The organism is Roseomonas sp. GC11 (assembly GCF_024437745.1).
Classification (GTDB): domain Bacteria; phylum Pseudomonadota; class Alphaproteobacteria; order Acetobacterales; family Acetobacteraceae; genus Pseudoroseomonas.
In genome coordinates this window covers 1-21,486 of record NZ_JANFNY010000086.1, presented here as the reverse complement: position 1 = coordinate 21,486, position 21,486 = coordinate 1, and the positions used below count along the sequence as shown (strand labels likewise).

At 73.1% G+C, this 21,486-nt stretch carries 17 protein-coding genes and 1 tRNA gene; 13 read left to right on the top strand and 5 right to left on the bottom strand.

The window, feature by feature from the left end:
- Position 1 precedes the first annotated feature (1 nt).
- From NON00_RS20640 to NON00_RS20615, 6 genes are all read left to right on the top strand, one after another.
- Positions 2-78 (top strand) — tRNA-Met (locus NON00_RS20640).
- Between the two features lie 103 nt (positions 79-181).
- The gene (locus NON00_RS20635; protein WP_256024620.1) at positions 182-1,309 is read left to right on the top strand and encodes a Gfo/Idh/MocA family protein; all 1,128 of its coding nucleotides are present in this window, start codon (positions 182-184) and stop codon (positions 1,307-1,309) included.
- The gene (locus NON00_RS20630) at positions 1,306-2,358 is read left to right on the top strand and encodes a Gfo/Idh/MocA family oxidoreductase (protein ID WP_256024619.1); all 1,053 of its coding nucleotides are present in this window, start codon (positions 1,306-1,308) and stop codon (positions 2,356-2,358) included. The genes NON00_RS20635 and NON00_RS20630 overlap by 4 nt, the downstream gene beginning before the upstream one ends.
- 178 nt (positions 2,359-2,536) lie before the next feature.
- Entirely contained in the window at positions 2,537-5,332 is a 2,796-nt protein-coding gene (locus NON00_RS20625; protein ID WP_256024618.1) for a phosphoenolpyruvate carboxylase, read from the top strand.
- A 140-nt stretch (positions 5,333-5,472) separates the two neighbouring features.
- Positions 5,473-6,465, top strand: coding sequence for an SPFH domain-containing protein (locus tag NON00_RS20620; RefSeq protein WP_256024617.1), 993 nt, complete (start codon positions 5,473-5,475; stop codon positions 6,463-6,465).
- Complete coding sequence (locus tag NON00_RS20615; RefSeq protein WP_256024616.1) at positions 6,465-6,869, top strand: NfeD family protein; 405 nt, start codon at positions 6,465-6,467, stop codon at positions 6,867-6,869. The genes NON00_RS20620 and NON00_RS20615 overlap by 1 nt, the downstream gene beginning before the upstream one ends.
- A 47-nt stretch (positions 6,870-6,916) precedes the next feature.
- Here the strand turns inward: NON00_RS20615 and xdhB are convergent, their stop codons facing one another.
- Entirely contained in the window at positions 6,917-9,229 is a 2,313-nt protein-coding gene (gene xdhB / locus NON00_RS20610) for a xanthine dehydrogenase molybdopterin binding subunit (protein WP_256024615.1), read from the bottom strand.
- On the bottom strand, positions 9,226-10,635 hold the full coding sequence (locus NON00_RS20605) for an FAD binding domain-containing protein (RefSeq protein ID WP_256024614.1): 1,410 nt from the start codon (positions 10,633-10,635) through the stop codon (positions 9,226-9,228). The genes xdhB and NON00_RS20605 overlap by 4 nt, the downstream gene beginning before the upstream one ends.
- Positions 10,636-10,733: 98 nt before the next feature.
- Between NON00_RS20605 and NON00_RS20600 the strand changes: the two genes are divergently transcribed.
- The 6 genes from NON00_RS20600 to arfB all read left to right on the top strand — a co-directional run bounded on the left by NON00_RS20600 (position 10,734) and on the right by arfB (position 17,606).
- A complete protein-coding gene (locus NON00_RS20600) occupies positions 10,734-11,216 on the top strand; it encodes a GNAT family N-acetyltransferase (RefSeq protein WP_256024613.1) in 483 nt (160 codons plus the stop codon).
- 248 nt (positions 11,217-11,464) lie between these two features.
- Positions 11,465-12,790, top strand: coding sequence for an oxygen-independent coproporphyrinogen III oxidase (gene hemN / locus NON00_RS20595; RefSeq protein WP_256024612.1), 1,326 nt, complete (start codon positions 11,465-11,467; stop codon positions 12,788-12,790).
- A 97-nt stretch (positions 12,791-12,887) separates the two neighbouring features.
- Positions 12,888-14,897 carry a hypothetical protein gene (locus NON00_RS20590; protein WP_256024611.1) on the top strand — a complete coding sequence of 670 codons (2,010 nt, stop codon included), beginning with the start codon at positions 12,888-12,890 and terminating at the stop codon, positions 14,895-14,897.
- Between the two features lie 190 nt (positions 14,898-15,087).
- Complete coding sequence (locus NON00_RS20585; RefSeq protein WP_256024610.1) at positions 15,088-15,900, top strand: DUF2272 domain-containing protein; 813 nt, start codon at positions 15,088-15,090, stop codon at positions 15,898-15,900.
- On the top strand, positions 15,897-17,015 hold the full coding sequence (locus NON00_RS20580; protein WP_256024608.1) for an NADH:flavin oxidoreductase/NADH oxidase: 1,119 nt from the start codon (positions 15,897-15,899) through the stop codon (positions 17,013-17,015). Before NON00_RS20585 ends, NON00_RS20580 begins: the two co-directional genes overlap by 4 nt.
- A 162-nt stretch (positions 17,016-17,177) precedes the next feature.
- A complete protein-coding gene (arfB, locus tag NON00_RS20575; protein WP_256024606.1) occupies positions 17,178-17,606 on the top strand; it encodes an alternative ribosome rescue aminoacyl-tRNA hydrolase ArfB in 429 nt (142 codons plus the stop codon).
- 126 nt (positions 17,607-17,732) lie between these two features.
- Here the strand turns inward: arfB and NON00_RS20570 are convergent, their stop codons facing one another.
- The 3 genes from NON00_RS20570 to NON00_RS20560 all read right to left on the bottom strand — a co-directional run bounded on the left by NON00_RS20570 (position 17,733) and on the right by NON00_RS20560 (position 20,039).
- Entirely contained in the window at positions 17,733-18,467 is a 735-nt protein-coding gene (locus tag NON00_RS20570) for an ATP-binding cassette domain-containing protein (RefSeq protein WP_256024603.1), read from the bottom strand.
- Positions 18,468-18,471: 4 nt separating this feature from the next.
- Positions 18,472-19,305 carry an ABC transporter permease gene (locus NON00_RS20565; RefSeq protein WP_256024602.1) on the bottom strand — a complete coding sequence of 278 codons (834 nt, stop codon included), beginning with the start codon at positions 19,303-19,305 and terminating at the stop codon, positions 18,472-18,474.
- Between the two features lie 182 nt (positions 19,306-19,487).
- Positions 19,488-20,039 carry a glycine zipper 2TM domain-containing protein gene (locus tag NON00_RS20560; protein ID WP_256024599.1) on the bottom strand — a complete coding sequence of 184 codons (552 nt, stop codon included), beginning with the start codon at positions 20,037-20,039 and terminating at the stop codon, positions 19,488-19,490.
- A gap of 511 nt (positions 20,040-20,550) precedes the next feature.
- On the opposite strand from NON00_RS20560, the gene NON00_RS20555 reads away from it, so the two are divergent.
- Positions 20,551-21,486, top strand: a 936-nt coding sequence (locus NON00_RS20555; RefSeq protein ID WP_256024597.1) for a lytic transglycosylase domain-containing protein, incomplete at its 3' end; no start/stop codon positions are given.

Below are 21,486 nucleotides of genomic sequence, written 5' to 3'. Positions count from 1 at the left end.
ACGCGGGGTGGAGCAGCCCGGTAGCTCGTCAGGCTCATAACCTGAAGGTCACAGGTTCAAATCCTGTCCCCGCATCCAAAAATCAAAAGCAAACACCCAAAAGCGCCCAGCTCACACGCTCGGCGCTTTTTTGTGCGTTGCGATGCCGTTATAGACATGCCCGCCAATCCAGGGACATTCCATGACAGGCAGCATCGCCATCATCGGCACCGGTTACGTTGCCGATCTCTATATGCGCAGCCTGAGCGCCTTCCCGCAGATCCGCCTCGTCGCCGCCTATGATATCGACGCGGCCCGGCTCGCCGCCTTTTCCGCCCATTGGCAGGCGCCCGCCGTCCCTTCGCTGGAGGCCCTGTTCCAGGCGAAGCCTGACCTCATCCTCAACCTGACCAATCCCCACGCGCATTACGGCGTCAGCCGTGCCTGCCTGGAGGCCGGCTTTCCCGTCTATTCGGAAAAGCCCCTGGCCACCCGCCTGGAGGATGCCGAGGCCCTGCACGCCCTGGCGCGGGAGAAGGGGCTGTCTCTCGCCTCCGCCCCGTGCAGCCTGCTCGGTGAATCCGCGCAGACCGCCTGGCTGGCCCTGCGGCAGGGTGCCATCGGCACGCCGCGCCTCGCCTATGCCGAGCTGGATGACGGCTTCATCACCCAGGCGCCCTATCGCCATTGGATCAGCGAGTCCGGCGCCCCCTGGCCGGCGCAGGACGAATTTGCCACCGGCTGCACCCTGGAGCATGCCGGCTATTACCTCACCTGGCTGATGGCCATGTTTGGCCCCGTGCGGCAGGTGGCCGCCGCCTCCGCCCATACCTCCGGCATCCCGCTGGAAAATGGCGGCCCGCCCGCGCCGGATTATTCCTGCGCCACCCTGTTCTTCGAGGGCGGCATGGTCGCGCGCCTCACCTGCAGCATCATCGCCCGGCACGACCACCAGATCCGCATCTTCGGCGATACCGGCACGCTGGAACTCGGCGAGTGCTGGGATAATGACGCCCCGGTGCGCATCCGCCCGCGCTTCACCCTGCGCCGCCGCCTGATCGAAAGCCCGCTGCGCCGCCGCTTCCGCCTGAAGGGCCCGACCCACCCGAAGGTCACCCGCCGCGGCGCCGCCACCATGAACTTCATGCTCGGCCCGGCGGAAGTGCTGGAGGCCCAGGCCGGCAATCGCCGCCCGCGCCTGGATGCCGATTTCGCCCTGCATCTCACCGAGGTCACCCTGGCCATCCAGGAGGCGGCCGACCGCGGCGTCTCCGTCCCGGTGAAGAGCCGCTTCACCCCGCCCGAGCCGATGCCCTGGGCCGCCGCATGAGCCCGCGCCCGATCGGCTTCGGCATCATCGGCACGGGCGGCATGGCGGCACGCATGGCCGCCACGCTGCGCGGCCTGCCGAGGGTCTCGCTGCTCGGCGTGGCCTCAGGCAGTGGCCGCGCCGCCGGCTTCGCCGCCGCCCATGGCATCCCCTCGGCGCAGGACAGCCTGGAGGGGCTGCTGGCCCTGCCGGGGCTGGAGGCCGTCTATATCGGCCATGCCAATGCCGGCCATGCCGCCGCCATCCGCGCCGCCGCCGCCGCCGGCAAGGCCATCCTCTGCGAGAAGCCCTTCGCCCTGAACACCGCCGAGGGCGCCGCCGCCCTCGCCGCGGTGGAGGCCGCCGGGGTGCTGTTCATGGAGGCGCTGGCGCCGCCCTTCCTGCCCGCCTATCGCCGCCTGGCCGGGCAGGCCGCCGCGCTGGAAGGCCCGCTGCATCTGGAGGCCAGCTTCGGCGCGCCGGAGGACCCCGCCCTGCGCCCGGGCCTCTTCGCCCCCGGTGCCGGGGCGCTGCGCGACCGGGGCATTTATCTCCTGGCCCTGGCGCGGCAGCTGCTCGGGCCGGTCGAGTCGCTCCAGGCCGTGCTGCGCCGGGGGGAGGGGGGTGTGGACACCCATGCCGCCCTGCTGCTGCGCCATGCCGGCGGGCATAGCGCGCATCTCACTGCCTCGCTCGAGGCGCTGCTGCCCAATGCGGTGACGCTGGGCGCGCGGAGCGGCCTGCTGCGCCTGGGCGGCCATGTCATGCTGCCCGAGTCGCTGTACCACCGTGCCGCGCCGCCGCCCTCCCGCCAGGGCGCCGAGGCCCCCGGCACCGGCCTGAAGGCCCGCCTGCGCCGCTCCCCCTGGCTGCGCCGCCTGCGCGCCGCCCTGCCGCAGGAGCGCGCCGAGGCCCTGCCCTGGGGCGAGGATCCCTATCAGTGGGAGGCCGCGCATTTCTGCGACCTGCTCCGCCAGGGCGCCCGCCGCAGTCCCGTGCTGCCGCCGGAATTCTCGCGGGAGGTGTTGGGGTTGATCGAGGAAGCAGAAAAAAACAGCGTTCTTTTTTGAAAAAAAGAACCAAAAAACTTTTTCAGTTTGGCGGCCCGCTGTGCCGGGAGACGGCGGCAGCCTGAAAAAAGTCTTTTTCTTCAGAAAAAGAAGATGGCCTTAATAAAAAATACAACACCCTCCGTGTCCGGAACAAAACCCGCGACAAGCCGCCTTCGCTGATGCAGCATGCGGCGCCATGCCCCGTTTCACCGAAGCCGAGCTGATCGCCCTGGTCGCCTCCGCCCGTTCCTCGGCGCGGGGGGACCCGTTTGCCAACCCCGCGCTGTCGGTCGCCCTGGCGCTCAGCCGCAAGCTGGATGAGGGGGAGGCCAGCCATGCCGACCTCGCCGGCCTGCTGCGCCAGCTCGGCCGCGCCGCCTTTCTCGACAAGGCGAAGCGGCTGGCCCAGGGGGTGGGGGGCAGCCTGGGGCTGACCGGCTCGGATGCCGCGATGGCGGCGCTGGCCACGCGCATCGCCCGGCCGGACCCGGATGACAGCCCCTTGCCCCTGGCCGCCTTCCGCACCGCCTGCGAGCGGCCGCGCGCCGCCGCCGTCTTCACCGCGCATCCCACCTTCAGCCTGCCGCGCGAATCCAGCCAGGCCCTGGCGCGGGCCGCCGGCGGCATCGCCGTGCCCGACCCGCTGCCGCTCCGCCCCACCGCCCCCACGCTGGAAGAGGAATTCGAGCAGGCGGCCCAGGCCATCCTGCACGGGCGGGATGCGCTGGACCGGCTCGCCGCCGCCTTCCTCGGCACCGCCCGCGCCATCTGGCCGGACCGCTGGACGGTGCTGGACCCGCGCCCCGTCATCCTCGCCTCCTGGGTGGGGTATGACACGGATGGCCGCACCGATATCGGCTGGCAGGACACGCTGCGCCTGCGGCTGCGGATGAAGCGGCTGCAACTGCAACGGCTGGCCGGGCAATTGGCCGCCCTGCCGGAGCCCTGCACCGAGGCCCTGCGCGCGCGGGTGGCCGAGGCGCTGGCGGCGCTGGGCGAGCAGATCGCCGCCTGCCCGCCGCCCGGCCCCGTCGCCGCGGCGGCGGCCCAGGGCTTCGCCCGCACCCTGGTCGGGCTGCGCGAGGCCGCGCTGGTCACGCCGCAGCCGCTGCTCGACCTCTTCCCCGCCGCCATCGCCGCCGCGCCGGAGGAGCAGACGCGCCTGGCCCTCTGCGTCGCGCGGGCGGGGCTGGTGGCGCATGGGCTCTCCCTGGCGCATACCCATGTGCGGCTGAACGCCACGCAGCTGCACAACGCCGCGCGCCTGCGCTTCCCGCATCTGGGCAGCGGGCCGGAGGACCCGGCGCGCCGCCGCGCCCTCTTCGCCGCCATCAACGCCGCGCTGGAGGATGCCCGGGCCGAGCCGGTGGACCTCGGCGGGCTGATGGCCGAGCAGGCCTCGGCCGCCCGGCTGATGATGACGGTGGCCGAGATCGCCAAGCATATCGACGCCAGCCAGCCCGTCCGCTTCCTCGTGGCGGAGACGGAGAGCGGCTACACCCTGCTCGCCGCCCTGCTGCTGGCGCGCCTCGCCGGGGTGGAGGACAAGGTCGAGATCTCCCCCCTCTTCGAGACGGCGGAGGCGCTGGAGCGCCGCGGCGAGCGCGTGGTGGAGGAGGCGCTGCGCAGCCCGCACTGGCGCGCCTATCTCCAGCGCGTCGGCCGGCTCTGCCTGCAATTCGGCTATTCCGACTCGGGCCGCTATGTCGGGCAGGTGGCGGCGACGCATCTGATCGAGCGGCTGAAGCTGCGCATCGTCGATCTCCTCGCCCGCCACGGGCTGACGGGGCTGGAGGTGGTGCTGTTCGACACCCATGGCGAGGGCCTCGGGCGTGGCGGCCATCCGGACGGGCTGGCGGCGCGGCTGGATTACCTGGACCCGCCGGCGGTGCGCGCCGTCTTCGCCGCGCGCGGCATTCCGGTGCGGGTGGAAACCTCCTTCCAGGGGGGCGATGGCTACCTGATCTTCGGCACGGCGCCGCTGGCGCAGGCGGCGGTGGCCCGCATCGCCACCCATGCCTTCGCCCCCCTGCCGCAGGGCGAGCCGGACCCGGTCTATGTCGAGGGCGGCTTCGCCTCCGACCTTTTCGCCGGGGCCCGGGCCGCCTTTGGCGGTCTGGTGGAGGACCCGGGCTATGCCGCGCTGCTCGGCGCCTTCGGCACGGCGCTGCTGGACCGCACCGGCAGCCGCCCCGCCAACCGGCAGAGCGATTCCGGCGGCCCCGTCACCATCCGCCACCCGCGCGAACTGCGCGCCATCCCCAACAACGCGGTGCTGCAGCAGATGGGCTTCCTGGCCAATCTGATGCACGGCCTCGGCCAGGGCGCGCTCCAGGAGGGCGAGACCTTCGCCGAGCTGCTGGAGGGCAGCCCGCGCTTCGCCAATGCCCTGGCCTTCGCCCGTGCCGGGCTGGCGCTGTCGGATGCCGATGTGCTGCGCGGCTATGTCGCCAGCCTGGACCCCGGCACCTGGCTGGACCGCGCGGCGCAGACGCGCCGCCCTGGCCGTGCCGCCGCGCTGGTGGCGGTGTCCCAGGCGCTGGAGGAGCTCGGCCTGGGCGACCCCGCCCGCGCTGTCTTCCGCCGCCTGAAGGCCGATGACCTCGCCCTGCGCGCCGCCTGGCCCGGCCAGGCTCCGCGCATGAGCGACCGCCTCTTCGCCCTGCACGCGCTGCGGCTCTGTCTGATTCACCGCATCTGGCTGGTGGCGGTGGCCGTGCCGGATTTCTCACCGCGCCATGGCGTGACGCGGGACGGGCTTGTCCGGCGCCTGCTGCGGCTCGATGTGGAGGGGGCGGTGGCGCTGCTGGCCCAGGTCTTTCCGGCGCAGGAGCCGCCCGAGGCCGCGCTGGACTTCGCCGAGCCGCCCGCGCCGCGCCATGGCGGCTATGGCCGCGAGCATGAGGAGATCGTCCAGCCCCTGCGGGAAATGTTCGCGCTGGTGCGGGAGGTCTCGGCGGTGGTGTCGCTGGAATGCGGCGCCTTTGGTTGATTTTCTTTCAGGCTGCCGCCGTCTCCCGGCATAGCGGGACGCCAAACTGATAAAAAGTTTTTGGTTCTTTTTTCAAAAAGAACACTCTGCCTTTTTCTCTTTCCTGGCGGGGTGCTGAAAAAAACAGAGGAACCCGACGCATGGACCTGCAGGTGAGTGGCTCGCTGATCGTGCTGTTGGTGCTGGTGGGGCTGGCGATCCTGACGGCCCTGAAAGGCATCCGCACCGTGCCGCAGGGGCAGGCCTGGACGGTGGAGCGCTTCGGCGCCTTCACGCATATCCTGCAACCGGGCCTGAACTTCATCATCCCGTATATCGACAGCATCGGGCACAGGATGAATGTGCAGGAGACGGTGCTGGACATCCCGGAACAGGCCGTCATCACGCGGGACAATGCCAATGTCATGGTCGATGGCATTGTCTATTACCGTGTCATGGAGCCGGCCCAGGCGGCCTATCAGGTGCAGAACCTGAAGCAGGCGCTGACGGCGCTGGCCATGACCAATATCCGCGCCATCATCGGCGAGATGGACCTGGATTCGGCGCTGTCCTCGCGCGACAAGATCAACACCCACCTGCTGGGCGTGCTGGATGGCGCGACCGATCCCTGGGGGGTGAAGGTGACGCGGGTGGAGCTCCGCAAGATCGAGCCGCCGGCCAATCTGGTGGCGGCGATGAACACGCAGATGACGGCGGAGCGCGAGCGGCGCGCCATGGTCGCCCGTGCCCAGGGCGAGCGCGAGGCCGCGATTGCCCGCGCCGAGGGCGAGAAGGCGGCGCAGGTGCTGGAGGCCGAGGGCCGGCTGGAAGCCGCCCGGCGCGATGCCGAGGCGCGCGAGCGGCTGGCCCAGGCGGAGGCGGAGGCCACCCGCGCCGTCGCCGCCGCCGCGCGCGATGGCGGGGAGGCCGCGCTCGGCTATTTCATTGCGGAGAACTACATCAAGGCGTTCGGCCAGATGGCGGCCAACCCGGCCGCGAAGCTGGTGGTGGTGCCGGTGGAGGCTTCGGCCATGGCGGGTGGCATCACCGGGGCGCTGGAGCTGTTCCGCCATGCGCCGGGGGCCGGGGGGGCGGCCGGGGTGGCTGCTGGACCCCGTCGGGGCGGCTCGGTGCCTGAGGCGGGGCGCGTGTGATGCCGCTCTGGTCGCTCTGGATGGTGCTGGGGCTGCTGGGGCTGGGGGCGGAGCTTGTGGTCCCTGGCGTCTTCCTGGTCTGGGCCGGGGCGGCCGCGCTGGGCACCGGGCTGCTGGTGGCCGCGGTGGAGCCGAGCCTGCCGGCGGCGCTGGTGGTGTTCGTCGGGCTGCTGGCGGCGGGCATCGCGGTGTCGCTGAAGGCGATGCGCCCGGCGGTGACGCGGCGCGGGCTGAACACCCCGGCCTCTGGCCTGGTGGGCCGGCATGGCGTCTGGCTGGGCGCGGGCCGCGCCCGCGTGGGGGATTCCGACTGGCCCGCGCGGCTGGAGGGCCGGGCCGACCCTGGCCAGGATGTGCGCGTCCTGGCGGTGGAGGGCATGACCCTGCTGGTCCGGCCCGACTGAAGGCGGGGTGCGGGGGGATCCCATCCCCCCGCTTTTCTTTCTGTTTTTTACCGTGAGGGTGGCAGGGCCGCCCCCGCCACCGCCCCGAGCACCCGCTCCGGCGTGGCGGGCAGATCGAGCTTTCGCCCGCCCAGCGCGTCGCGCAGGGCGTTCCACACGGCGGTGGCGAGCAGCAGGGGCGGCTCGCCCACGGCCTTGGAGCGGAAGATGGTGTTCACCCGCGCCGGGGCATCTTCCAGCAGCCGCAGGTTCAGCACCGGCGGCATCTCGCGCGAGCCGGGGATCTTGTAGGTGGAGGGGCCGAGGGTGCGGAGTTTTCCTTCTGTGTCCCACCACAATTCCTCGCAGGTGAGCCAGCCGAGGCCCTGGAGGAAGGCGCCCTCGATCTGCCCGCGGTCGATGGCCGGGTTGAGGCTGCGGCCGCAATCCTGCACGAGGTCGGCGCGCAGCACGCGGTGTTCTCCGGTCAGGGTATCCACCAGCACATCGGCGATGGCGGCGCCGTAGGAGAAATAGAAGAAGGGCCGCCCGCGCATGGCCACGGGGTCCCAGTGGATCTCTGGCGTCTTGTAGTAGCCGGTGGCGGAGAGGCTGACGCGCTCCGCCCAGCAGAGCTGGGCCAGTTCGCCGAATTCCATGCTGTGGTTGCCGGCGGTGACGCGCCCCTGGGCGAAGGTGATCTCCTCCGGCGCGGCGCCCCAGCGGCGTGCGGCGACCTCCGCCATGCGGGCGCGGATCGTGCTGGCGGCGGCATGGGCGGCCCAGCCATTCAGGTCGCTGCCGGTGCTGGCGGCGGTGGGGGAGGTGTTGGGCACCTCGGCGGTGGAGGTGCCGGTGATGCGGATGCGCTCCACCTCGACGCCGAAGACCTCGGCCACCACCTGGGCCACCTTGATGAACAGGCCCTGGCCCATCTCGGTGCCGCCATGGTTCAGGCGGATGGAGCCATCGGTATAGACATGCACCAGGGCGCCGGCCTGGTTCATCGCCATGATGCCGAAGGAAATGCCGAAGGCCAGGACGAAGCCGCCCAGGCCGCGCCGCAGCGTCGGGTGGCTGGCGTTGAAGGCGTCGATCTCGGCGCGGCGGGCCTCCCAGCCGGCTTCCTGCTTCGCCTCCGCCCAGACGCGGCGGATGAGGTCGCCTTCCAGCGCCTGGCCATAGGGTGTCTCTGCCCCGTTCGGCCCGCCCGCGAAGTTCCTTTCCCGGACTTCATCGACGCTGAGCCCCGTGGCGCGGGCCACACTGAAAAAAACATCCTCCATCAGCAGCGCGCCCTGTGGCCCGCCGAAGCCGCGGAAGGCGGTGTTGCTGACGGTGTTGGTCTTGCAGGCGAGGCCGGTGACGCGCAGCGCCGGCACGTCATAGGCGTTCAGCGCGTGGGTGATGGCGCGGAAGAGGACGCCTCCGGAGAGGTCCAGGCTGTGCCCGCCATCGGCGGCCATCAGCGCGTCCAGCGCCAGGATGCGGCCGGTGGCGTCGCAGCCGGCGCGCCAGCGGTAGAGGAAGGGGTGGCGCTTGCCGGTGGCGGCCATGTCCACCTTGCGGGAGAGGCGCAGCTTCACCGGCCGCCCGGTGGCGCGTGCCGCCAGCGCGGCGGCGGCGGCCACCCAGGAGGCGTTGCTTTCCTTGCCGCCGAAGCCGCCGCCCATGCGCCGGCACTGCACGGTGACGCGGGCATAGTCGCAGCCCAGCACGCGGGCGGCGATGTGCTGCACCTCCGTCGGGTGCTGGGTGGAGGAATGCAGCGTGACCTCGCCATCCTCGCCGGGGATGGCCAGGGCGATCTGCCCTTCCAGATAGAAATGCTCCTGCCCGCCGCAGCGGAATTCTTCTTGCAGTTGGATGGGGGACTGGGCCAGGGCGGTGTCCCAGTCGCCGCGCGCGATCACCTGGGGCGGCATCAGCAGCGCCCCGGCTTCCAGCGCCGCCTCGATGGAGAGCAGGGGCGGCAGCGGCGTGATCTCCGGCCGCAGCGCGGCGGCGCCGGCCAGGGCGGCATCGCGCGTGGTGGCCACCACCAGGGCCAGGGGCTGGCCCCAGTGTTCTACGTGTTCCTCGGCGAAGAGCCGTTCAGCCGCCTTGCCACTCGGGGAAATATCGTTGCGCCCCGGAATGTCGCGCGGGCCGAGCACGGCCACCACCCCGGCCACCGCCCGCGCCGGGGCTGGGTCGAGCGGCGCGAGCACGCCATGCGCCACGGGGGAGAGCACCAGTGCCGCATGCAGCGTGCCGGGCGGCACCGGCAGGTCGTCGGTGAAGCGGGCCTCGCCGGTGGCGTGGCGCAGGGCGCTGTCCTGCCGCAGCGCGGCGCCCATGCCGCTGCGGCTGGCCAGGGAGGAGGCCGGGATGTCGCTCATGCCTGCACCTCCAGCGCGAGATCGGGGCGCGTGGCGCGCCAGAACAGCCGCATCAGCAGCCCCTGCGCCCCGCGCAGGCGATAGGCGGCACTGCCGCGGCTGTCGGAGAGCGGCGAGAAATCCTCCGCCAGGGCGGCGGCGGCGCGGGCGAAGTTTGGTTCGGTCAGGTCCGCGCCGGCCAGGGCGGCCTCCGCCCGGGGCGCCCGCGCGGCGGTGGCGGCCATGCCGCCAAAAGCCAGCCGCGCCTCGGTGATCCGCGCCCCCTCCCGCCGCAGCAGGAAGGCGGCGGAGACGGTGGAAATATCCTGGTCGTGCCGTTTCGACAGCTTCTCGCAGGCCAGCAGCGCCCCGGCCGGCGGGCGCGGCAGCAGGATGGCGGTGATGATCTCGTCCGGCGCCAGGGCATTGCGGCGATAGCCGGTGAGGAAATCCTCCACCGGCAGGCGGCGCGGGCCGCGCGCGGCGGAGGCTATTTCTATCCGCGCGCCCAGCGCCAGCAGCGGCGGCAGCGCATCGCCGATCGGCGAGGCCGTGCCGAGATTGCCGCCCAGCGTGCCCAGCCCGCGAATCTGCCGCGAGCCGAGCCGCCGCAGCAGCGCGGCGAAAGGCGCGAACTCCGGCATCGTGTCCAGCTGCCGCAGCAGCGCGCCATAGGGCAGGGCCGCGCCGATCCGCAGCCCCTCCGGCGCCGCCTCCACCGCCCGCAGCGCCGCCACGGCGCCGAGGCTCAGGATGCGCCCCGGCCTTTCGCGATGCTCGGAGACGCGCAGGCCAAGATCCGTCCCCCCCGCCAGCAGCCAGGCATCGGGATAGGCGGCGCGCAGCGCCAGGGCTTCCGGCAGAGTCACCGGGGCGTGGAAGACCTGCCCCGGCACGGTGAATTCCGCCGCTGCCGTGGCCGCGGGCAGCGTGGCGGGGGGCGGCGTTTCCTCCTCTGGCAGCGACTCGAAGACCGCGAGAATCGGCCGATAGCCGGTGCAGCGGCAGAGATTGCCCGCCAGCGCCTCATGCGCCGCGCCGCCCTCCCGCGCATGCGCCCAGGCGGACATCACGAGGCCCGGGGTGCAGAAGCCGCACTGCGTCGCATCGCCCTCCGCCATCGCCCGCTGCACCGGGTGCGGCGCGCCGCCCTGGCACAGCCCCTCCACCGTGCGCAGCACCCGGCCATGCATCTGCCCCAGCAGCGCCAGGCAGGCATTCACCGGGGTGCGGTGGCCCCCCGCCTCCTCCAGCACCACGGTGCAGGCGCCGCAATCGCCCTCGGCGCAGCCCTCCTTGGTGCCGCTCAGCCCCGCCCCCAGCGGCGCCGGGGCGCGCAGCCAGTCCAGCAGGGTCATGCCGGGCGGCGTCTCCGCCGGCAGGGTCAGGGCGTCCCCGTTCAGGGTGAAGGCGATGCGGGCTGTCATGCCAGGATCGAAGCAAAACCAGGGCCAGAGGGGGAGGGGGCAAAACACCGCGCCGCTTTGCGCTGGCCCCGGTGAGGTTCCTGGCTTCTACTGCGGCCATGGTCAGGCCGCGCTTCACCCTCCACCCCGCCCGCCGCGCCGAGGATCTGCGGGCGGTGGCCGATCTCTTCCGGCGCTATGCCGCGTCCCTGCCGGTCGATCTCGGCTACCAGGATTTCGCGGCGGAGTTGGAGGGGTTGCCGGGGCGCTATGCCCCGCCCGGCGGCACCCTGCTGCTGGCGCGCGGCGGCGCCCGCCAGCCCCTCGGCTGCGTCGCCCTGCGCCCGATGGAGGAACCGGGCTGCGCGGAAATGAAGCGGCTCTTCCTGCTGCCGGAGGCGCGCGGCCTGGGGCTCGGCGCCGCCCTGGCCCAGGCGGCCATCGCCGCCGCCCGCCAGATCGGGTACCGCGAAATCCGGCTGGACACCCTGCCCGGCATGGCCGAGGCGCTGGGCCTCTATGCCCGGCTCGGCTTCCAGCCCATCCCGCCCTATTACGCGCCGACACCCCCCGGCACCGTGTTCCTGCGCCTGACGCTGTAGCGCCCCGCCTCACCACAGGACGGCGGCAGCCTGAAAAAAGTTCTTTTTTGGAAAAAAGAACCAAAAAACTTTTTTCAGATGCGTGCCCCCCCGCACCACAGGACGGCGCCAGCCCGAAAGGAAGCGCGCCGCGCCCCTGCCGCGTCCCGCCTCACCACGGGACGGCGGCAGCCTGAAAGAAAAGCAGCCTGAAAGAAAATTGATGTGGTTCAAGGTTGAGGGGGAGGTGGGGGGCGTATGTCGGGGGCATGACGCCCCAGACCTTCGCCCGCTACGCCGCCGCCGCCCTGCCCCGCTACACCTCCTATCCCACCGCGCCGCATTTCGCGCCGATGGGGGAGGGCGAGTACCGCGCCTGGCTCTCCGGCATCACGCCGGAGGAGGCGCTGTCGCTCTATGTCCATATCCCCTTCTGCCAGAGCCTGTGCTGGTATTGCGGCTGCCACACGGCGGTGACGCATATGCCCTCCCGCCTCGCCCGCTACACGGAGGGGCTGCTGGCCGAGGCCGCGCTGCTGGCCGGGGCCCTGCCGGCGCATGGCGGCGTCTCGGCGCTGCATCTCGGCGGCGGCACGCCCTCGGCCATCGGGGCGGAAGGGCTGGCCCGGCTGCTGGCCGCCCTGCGCGCGCGCTTCCCCTTCCGTGACAATGCCGAACTGGCGGTGGAACTCGACCCGCGCGTGCTGACGCCGGAAATCGCCGAGGCCCTGGCCGGCGGCGGCATCAACCGCGCCAGCCTCGGCGTGCAGGATATCGACCCGCAGGTGCAGGCGCGCATCGGCCGTATCCAGCCCGCGGGGCAGGTGGAGCAGGCGGTGGCCCTGCTGCGCGCGCGCGGCATCGGCGCCATCAACCTCGATCTCATGTACGGGCTGCCCGGGCAGTGCGTGGCGGAGGCCGAGGCCAGCGCCCGCTTCGCCGCCGCGCTGGGGGCGGACCGCGTGGCGGTCTTCGGCTATGCCCATGTGCCGTGGATGAAGCCGGCGCAGAACGCCATCGACGCCAGCCTGCTGCCCGATGCGGAGGAAAGGCTGGCCCAGGCCGAGGCCGCCGCCGCCGTGCTGGAGGCCGCGGGCTATCTGCGCATCGGCCTCGACCACTTCGCCCGGCCGGGGGACAGCATGGCCCTGGCCGCCCGCGCCGGCACGCTGCGCCGCAACTTCCAGGGCTATACGACGGATACGGCGCCGGTGCTGCTGGGGCTCGGCGCCTCCTCCATCGGGCGGCTGCCGGCGGGCTTCGCGCAGAACATCGCCGATGAGCGCGGCTGGCTGGCCGAGGTGCAGGCCGGCCGCCTGCCCATCGCCCGCGGCCGCGCCCTGAGCGGGGAGGACCGCCTGCGCGGCAGCCTGATCGAGCGGCTGATGTGCGACCTCGCCCTGCCGCTGGCCGAGGTGCCGGCGGCGGTGCTGGAGGCGGCGCGCCCGCGCCTCGCCCCGCTGCTGGCGGATGGCGTCCTGGCCGAGCGCGCGGGGCGGCTGGAAGTGGCCGAGCGCCGCTTCCTGCGCCACGCGGCGGCGGCCTTCGATGCCTATCTGGGCCAGGGGCCTGGCCGCCACAGCCGCGCCGTGTGAGCGCCCATCCTCGGGGTGGGGCCTCGGGGTGGGGTGCGTTGCGGCGCGGCACGCCCTATCATACCGGCTGGAGAGTGACCGGAGCCGGACGGGGACCATGGCCGAGATGCTGCGCGCGGCGGAGCGCGACCGACTGATCGTCTACCTGGAGCAGATGCTGCTGCGGGATGTGACGCTGGGCGGCGCGGTGCGGCCGGCCCTGCGCCCCACCCCCGCCAGTGCCGTCCTGCCCGGCGCCCCACCCGGCGCCCCACCCGACGCGGCTGCCTGCCGCACCGAGGACGCGGCGGTGGCGGCCGAGCTGCTGTCCCTGCCGGCGCTGCGCCCGCGCTGGGCCACCCTGGCCGATGGGCTGACGGACCTGCTGCTGGCCCAGGGCGAGACCGCCGTGCTGCTGGCCCATGCCGCCCCGGCCTCCTGCGCGATTCTCTCGGCCGATCCGCGCGCCCTGCACATCGTCACCGCCACGCATGAATTCCGCGGCGACCTCTCGCGCGGGCTGCTGTGGCAGGTGGCGCATGGCCGCCCGGAGCATGGCCTGCACCACACCGGCCACCTCGTCCAGTTCCAGATCGGCTTCGACCGCTTCACCCTGGATGTGGAGGACGCCATCACCGACCAGGGCGTGCTGCCGCAGCCCGATGGCGCCCTGCTCTTCCATGAGAGCACGCTGAAGGTGAAGACCGGCCTGCTGGTGAAGCGCGAGCGCGTGGTGGCCCGGCTGCGCTATGAATACCGCATCATCGCCGGGGATCCGCGCCTGCACATGGCGGTGACGCTGCGGGCCGAGCCGGGCATCCGCCTGCGCCGCGTGCGGCTGGCCACGGCGGTGGACGGGCTGTCCACCGATGTTCCGCGCCCCTTCTCGCATCTGGCCCTGGGTTCGGCGGGGGGCGGTGGCCTCCTGCCTGCCGCCCTGCCCGCTGATGGCGCGCCGCTGCTGCGCGAGGGGCCGGCCAGCTTCGTCTCCCTGGTCGAGGAGGCCCCGGCCGAGGCCGCCCTTGGCCTGCACCTCGCCCCCGCCGCGCCGGGCGCGGTGGTCGGGCTGCGGCTGGAGCAGCGGGAGGGGCGGCCGCACTGGCTGCTGCTGCGCCATGGCACGGACAGCCTGCCCGCCGGTGGCAGCCTGGAGGTGCGCGAGGCCCGCCTGCTCACCCTCGGCACCCTGGCCGGGGAGCCCGCCACCTATGCCGCGCTGCTGCGCGATGGCGCGCTGGCCGGGCGTGGCCCCGGCCTCTGCCCCGATCCCGGCGTGGTGCTCCACGCCCTGGCCACGCAGATCCGCCACGACGCCGCCGGTGCCTATGAGGCGCCCCTGCCCCCCGGCCGCCGCGAGGCCCTGCTCGCCTGGTGCCGCCGCCATCTGGACGCCCTCTTCGCCCGGCTGGGGGAAGGCACGCCGGAAGGGCCGCGCCCCGGCCGCCTGCCGCTGCGCAGCCTGGCCTTCACCCTGCTCGCCCTCGACGCGCTGCACCATGCGACGGGGGAGGAAGGCTTCCTCCTCCGGCTGCGCGCCGGCCTCGCCCTGCTGCTGGCGCAGCAGAACCCGGCGGCGGAGGGCGGCGCCTTCGCCCTGCCCGGCCGGCCGCCCCTGCTGGCGGACCACGCCGCGGCCCTGCTCGCCCTGGCCGTGCTGGCGCCGCGCCGGCTGGAGCCGCGCCTGGAGCCCGCCCTGCGCCAGGGCCTCGCCGCCCTCCAGCAGCGCCGCATGATGGCGCGGGTGGAGGGGGAGGAATTCCCCCTGGAGACCCCGCTGGTGCGCGCCCCCACCCCTGAGGGCGGCTGGGTGGAGGATGGCGCCCTCACCACCCTGGCCCTCGGGCTGATGATGCGCGCCCTCCAGGCGGTGCGCGCCGCCGGGGAGGCGGGGGCTGTCACCCTCGCCCCGGCCGAGATGCAGCACGCCCAGGCCCTGCTCGATGCCGGCTTCCAGATGCTGCGCCGCCGGGTGCGGGAGCGCGGGCAGGCGCTGGAGATCCTGGCCGGCGCCTTCGCCGGGGAGGGCAGCGCGGAGGCGCAGCTGGCCGTCCTGCTGGGGCTGACCGCGCCCGAGGTGCCGCCGCTGCGCCAGGCCGCCGCGCCTGCCGCCGCCCCGGCTTCGGCCTGAGATGGGGAGGGGCTGTGGTCTTGAGGGGGCTTTGCCCCCTCAAACACCCCCAGCAGGGGACGGGGTCCCCTGCACCCGCCATCAGGGGGAACCCATGGATGGGTTTCCAAAGGCCTCAGGCCTTTGGTGGGGAGAGTTTGAGAGGGGCGAAGCCCCTCTCAAGACGGCCGGTCCTCTTCTCAAACGCTGTTTGCGGGCCGCGCTGCCCCTGCTGCTGCTGGCCGCCTGCGCCGCGCCGCCGCCGCCGCCGGCCGCCGCCCCGGCTCCGCCGCTCTCCTACCCCGCCAGCGCGCGGGAGCGGATGCTGCGCATCGCCCTGGAGGAATGGGCGGAATGGGGGCGGATCACCCTGGCCGCCGGCGAGCACCGCCCTTCCCCCCAGCCCGCCCCGGAGGGGGAGCTGGAAAACTTCCCCCGCGTCCTGGCCTATTGGCGCGCCGTGCCGGAAGGGGCGGAGCCGATCCGCCGCAACCGCGCCCGCTACGCCGCCGCCCTGGCTTCGCCCGGCATACCGGAGGGGCTGTGGAGCGAACCCGCCTGGTCCGCCGCCTTCATCAGCTATGTGATGCGCGGGGCGGGGGTGGATCAGCGGGAATTCCCTTCCTCCGCCGCCCATGCCTTCTATCTCGACGGGCTGCTGGCCGATGCCCGCGCCTTCCCGGACGCCGCGCCCTTCCTGCCGCATGAGGTGGCGGATTATGCGCCGCAGCCGGGGGATCTCGTCTGCGCCGACCGCTCCCCCCGCCCGCTGCGCTCCTGGACGGAGCGCCCGGCCGAGGCCGGGCAGTTCCGCCCCATGCATTGCGACATCGTGGTCCGCACCCTGCCCGGCGAGGTGCAGGCGGTGGGCGGCAATGTGGCCGATGCCGTCACCCTCTCCCGTTTCGCGGCCGATGGGGCGGGGCGGCTGTTGCCGCGCGGCCCCGGCGCGCCGGCATGGTTCGCCGTGTTCGAGAACCGCCTGGGGCGCCTGCCCCCCTGGACCTGGAGGCCCGCCTCGTGACCGACCTGTTCGAGCCGCTGACGCTGCGCGGCGTCACCTTCCGCAACCGCATTGGCGTGGCGCCGATGTGCCAGTATTCCGCCAACCCCGATGGCCGGCCGACGCCCTGGCACCTGGCGCATCTGCACGCCCGCGCCATCGGCGGCGCCGGGCTGGTGATCGCCGAGGCCACCGCCATCCGCCCGGAGGGGCGCATCACCCCGCAGGATCTCGGCCTGTGGGAGGCGGCGCAGGAGCCGGGCCATGCCATGCTGGCCCAGGCCATCGCCAGTGCCGGGGCGGTGCCGGGCATCCAGATCGCCCATGCCGGGCGCAAGGCCAGCGCGGCGCAGCCCTGGGTCGGCGGCCTCGCCCGCGAGCATGGCTGGCAGCCGGTGGCGCCGAGCGCCCTGGCCTACCCCAACATGCATGAGCCGGCGGCGCTGGATGAGGCCGGCATCGCCGATGTCATCGCCGGCTTCGCCGAGGCCGCGCGGCGGGCGGTGGCGGTGGGCTACCGCTTCATCGAGCTCCACGCCGCCCATGGCTACCTGCTGCACCAGTTCCTCTCGCCGCTGAGCAACCAGCGCAATGACGGCTGGGGCGGCGATTTCGCCGGCCGCACCCGCATCGTGCGCGAGGCGGTGGCGGCGGTGCGCGCCGCCATCCCCGACGACGTCGTGCTGGGCATCCGCTTCTCCCACACCGATTGGGCGGAGGGCGGCTGGACCACGGAGGAGACGGTGGAACTCGCCCGGCAGGTGAAGGCGCTGGGCGTCGATCTGGCGGATGTCTCCTCCGGCGGGCTGGTGGCGCACCAGAAGATCCCGCTCGGGCCGGGCTACCAGGTGCCGGGGGCGGCGGCGGTGCGCGCCGGGGCCGGGCTGCCGGTGGCGGCGGTCGGGCTGATCACCGAGCCGCGGCAGGCGCAGGAGGTGCTGGAGGCCGGCCAGGCCGACATGGTCCTGCTGGCCCGTGCCACGCTGCGCGACCCCTACTGGCCGCTGCACGCCGCCGCCGCTCTGGGCCGGATGGAGGCCGTGCGCGTGCCGCCGCAGTATGACCGCGCCTGGGGCGCCCTGGGCCGCTCGGCCGGCCTGGATGCGCCGGTGGCGGCGCCGCTCCCCGCGCTTTAATGTGGGCTCCTGAGAGGGGCTTTGCCCCTCTCAGCCTCTCCCCACCAAAGGCCTGAGGCCTTTGGAAACCCTTTCTGAAGGCGGGTGCAGGGGACCCTGTCCCCTGCTGGGGGTTGAGGGGGCAAAGCCCCCTCAAGGCCACCCGCGAGCCCTGGAAGAACAATGGCCCGGATTCCCGTCACCGCGCGGCTGAGCATCGACGAGGCCGAACTGGATGAAAGCTTCGCCCGTGCCTCCGGTGCCGGCGGGCAGAACATCCAGAAGGTGGAGACGATGGTTCAGCTCCGCTTCGATGCGCGCAACTCGCCGAGCCTGCCCGAGCCGGTGCGCGAGCGCCTGCTGGCCCTGGCCGGGCACCGCGCCACCGCGGCGGGGGAGGTGGTGATCACCGCCCAGCAGTTCCGCACCCAGGCCCGCAACCGCGAGGATGCGCTGGAACGCCTGCTGGAGCTGATCCGCGCCGCCGCCGCGCCGCCGCCACCCAAGCGGCGCGCCACCAAGCCCACCCTGGGGTCGAAGAAGCGGCGCCTGGAAGGCAAGACCCGGCGCGGCGAGGTGAAGAAGATGCGCGGCAAGCCGGTGGGGGATTGAGGGGCCAACCGATCAAAAAACGGGGGCTCTGCCCCCCCCCCGGCCCCGGAGGGGCCAACATATAAAAAACGGGGGCTCTGCCCCCGTGCCCCCGCCGGGGTGGCAGGGCCACCCCGGACCCCGCCTTCAGGGGGCGGGGCCGAGAATGTCTTCCACGGAGCCATCCGCCACAATGCGGCCCTGCTCCATCTTGATGACCCGCGTGCACCAGCGCCGCACCACCGCCATGTCATGCGTGGCGATCACCAGAATGTCCGCCCCCGTCACCAGCCGCGCCAGGCGCGCCTCGGCCTTCGCCATGAAGTCGGCATCACCGGCCAGGAACCACTCATCCATCAGCAGGATGTGCGGCGCCATCGCCGTCGCCAGCGCGAAGGACAGGCGCACCTGCATGCCGGCGGAATAGCCCCGCGTCGGCATGTCCAGGAACTCGCCGAGGCCGGAAAAGGCGGCGGCATCCTCCTCCAGCGTGGCGATCTGCGCCTCGTCCATGCCCCGATAGAGGCCGCGCAGGCGGATATTCTCCCGCCCCGTGCTGTCGGAATCGATGCCCGCGCCAGGGTCGATCAGCGAGCCGACCTCGCCCACCACCTCCAGCGTGCCGGCCACCGGCTCGAAAATCCCGGCCAGGGTGCGCAACAGCGTCGTCTTGCCCGCGCCATTGGTGCCGACCAGCGCCACCCGCTCCCCGCGCCGGATGTCGAAGCTGAGATCCTGCAGGGCGGAGACGACGACGCGGTTCGACTCGTCCGTCTTGAGGCGGATGGCCGCCTTGGCCAGCAGCCGCTTCTTCAGGCTGCGCGCGGCCAGGTGGTAGAGCGGGAACTCAATGCGGAGCCCGCGGGCGGTGATGCTGGCCACGATCTCAGACCCAGAAGGCGACGCGGTTGCGGAAACGGATGAAGAAAGCCAGCGCCACCGCCGCCAGCGCCGCGCTGTAGCCCAGCGCCGCCAGCCAGACCAGCAGGCTGCCGCCCCCCTCGACCAGCGGGCCGCGCACCAGCTCCAGCATGGTGTAGAAGGGGTTGAGCGGCAGCCACTTCGCCTTCTCCCCCAGCAGCTCCGGCTTCCAGATGACCGGGGTGAGGAAGAAGGCCATCTGCATCACATTGGCCACGATCTGCCCGATATCGCGGAAGCGGGCGCAGAGCATGCCAAGGAACAGCGCCGTGGCCACGGCGTTCACGCCCAGGATGGCGAGGCCGGGCAGGGCCAGCAGCCCCGCCGCCCCCGGCCAGTGCCCGACCAGCGCGAAGACGATGAGGATCAGCGGCACGCTGTGCGCCACGTTCAGCGCGTTGCGGAAGACGCAGCGCAGGGCGTGGGTGGTCAGCGGCAGGCGGAGCTGGCGGATCACCCCCTCGACGCTGGTCATGCAGGTGGTGGCATCGGCCACCATGGCGGCCAGCGCGTTCCACACGATCAGGCTGGTGACGAGGTGCGGCAGATAGGTGGCGAGGTCCATCCGGAAGAGCTGCGAATAGAGCAGCCCCAGCCCGCCCACCATGGCGGCGGTGGAGAGCGTCACCCAGAAAGGCCCGATGACCGAGCCGCGATAGCGGTTGCGCAGGTCCAGCTGGGCCAGGGCCCAGGCCAGCCGCCAGCCGGTGAGGCCGCCGGTGAGGTCGGCCATGGCACGGCCGTGCCGGTCCGGCTGGCTCGCGTCGATGCGATAGGTGGGAAGGGCCGCGTGCTGCATGGGCGCGGCTCATACACCGGGAAGCATTCCCCCCGCCAGGGAGTGTCCGCTGATGGCGGGTGCAGGGGCACCTTGCCCCCTGCCGGGGGAGTTTGAGGGGGGGAGTTTGAGGGGGGGAGTTTGAGGGGGGGAGTTTGAGGGGGCAAAGCCCCCTCAACCGCCAGAGGCTTCCCGGCCGCCCTTTACTTCATGCCGCCATAGGCGCCGCCATAGCTGGCCGGCGGGGCATAGGCGGCCGGGGGCGGCCCACCGGCGGCGCGCGAGATGCGGGTGCGGTCGCCGCGGCTGATCACCACGCGGTCATTCACCTGCAGCCCTTCCTCATTGGTCTGGACCACGGAGATGTCACCGCCGCGATCCTCGCGGATGAAGAACTCGACGGCATTGGCGGTGCTGACGCCGCGGCCGATGGCATTGCCGGCCAGGCCGCCGATCACCGCGCCGCCCAGGCCCGCCAGCGCGTTGGAGCGCCAGTCGCCGCCGATGAAGCTGCCGGCCACGCCACCGGCCACGGCGCCGGCGGCGGTGCCCACGGCGGCGCCGCTTTCATTCTGCACCGTCACCGGCCGCATGCCGACGATGGTGCCATAGGAGACGGAGGCCGCCCGGCCCAGCGCCGCCGCGCTGTAGGTCGTGCCGGTCTGCTGCGGCGCGCAGGCCGCCACGGCGCCGCCCAGCAGCAACAGGGCGAGGCCGGCGCGGAGACCGGAGGAGAGGCGAGAAGGCGCGGGCATGGCGGAGTCCCTCTGTGTCACATCACCGGGCGGCCCCGGACTGGCCGGGGGCCCTGTTCCAACCTAACGCGCCGCGCCGTAACGGCCCAGCCCCGCCCCCCCCCCGCGGGCCTTGCGGAGGGGCGGGGGGCACGGGGCGGGTGCGCGCGGCGGGGCCGGCGGGGCCGCCGCCCGCCGGAGGGGCCGCCGGCCGAGTCGCCCTGGCCAGGCGGGCCACCCGGATGGCGCTGGCCCGCGGAGTCCCACCCCAAGGGATGGGGGCGCCGGGGCGGTTTCGCCAGGGGGGGGGGCGGGGGGAAGCGGTGCCGCGCAGGATTGGCTTGCGCCAATCCGCTGTTTCCTTTAGCGGTTTAGCCGCAGATGTTCTGTTGAAACCTCAACCTGGGGTCTGCCCCGGATTCGTGGCGTGGGGGCGCCGCCGATCCAGCACAGGGACAGTCCGCGGGCCAACGGAGAACAGGGGATGACTCCGTTCCAGAAGGGCCGGATGGCGCCGGGGGGGCGCCTCCGGATGGCGGCCACCCTGTCCATGGTGGCGCTGCTCGCTGCCTGTGGCAGCAGCCAGCAGGCGAGGGTTTCGCCCTCCGCCGCGGCCGAGGCCGCCGCATGGCCACAGCCCGCCAGCTATGATCCGCCCGGGCCGTCCAGCGACCCCTGGGGGCCCTACATCAAGGAAGCCTCGCGCCGTTTTGACGTGCCCGAGCGCTGGATCCGCGAGGTCATGCGCCAGGAGAGCGGCGGCCGCGTCACCGCGCGCAGCCCCGTCGGCGCCATGGGCCTGATGCAGGTGATGCCGGGCACCTATTCCGAGCTGCGCGGCCGCTACGGGCTGGGGGAAGACCCCTACCACCCGTGGAACAGCATCATGGCCGGCACCGCCTATGTGCGGGAGATGTATGAGCTGTATGGCAGCCCCGGCTTCCTGGCCGCCTATAACGCGGGCCCGCGCCGGCTGGAGGACTACCTCTGGAACGGCAAGGGCCTGCCGAGCGAGACGCGCAACTATGTCGCCCGCATCGGCCCGCGCATCGTCGATGCGCATCCGAGCCGCCGCGCCGCGCCGGAAGTCTATGCGGCGGCGGACATCCCGCTGAACATCCCGCCCGGCCCGCGCCGGGGCGATGCCGCCACCATGCTGGCGCTGCGCGAGCAGCGCAACGCCGTGGACCCCGGCGTGCGCGTCGCCAGCCTGCCGCCCGGCCCGGTGGTGCGCATGGAGCCCATCCCGGATGGCTCCACCTATGCCGCCAGCGAGGCGCCCCCCGGGGTTGCGGCTCCGGTGCAGGTGGCCAGCCTCGACCCCGGCGCCGGCAGCAGCGTGGTGCGGATGGAGCCCATCCCCGATGGCTCCACCTATGCCGCGCCCGTGGCCGCGGCGCGCGCGCCCGGGGCCAGCCTGCCGGTGCCGCCGCCCGCCGCGCCGGCGCCTTCGCTGCTGGCCTCGGCC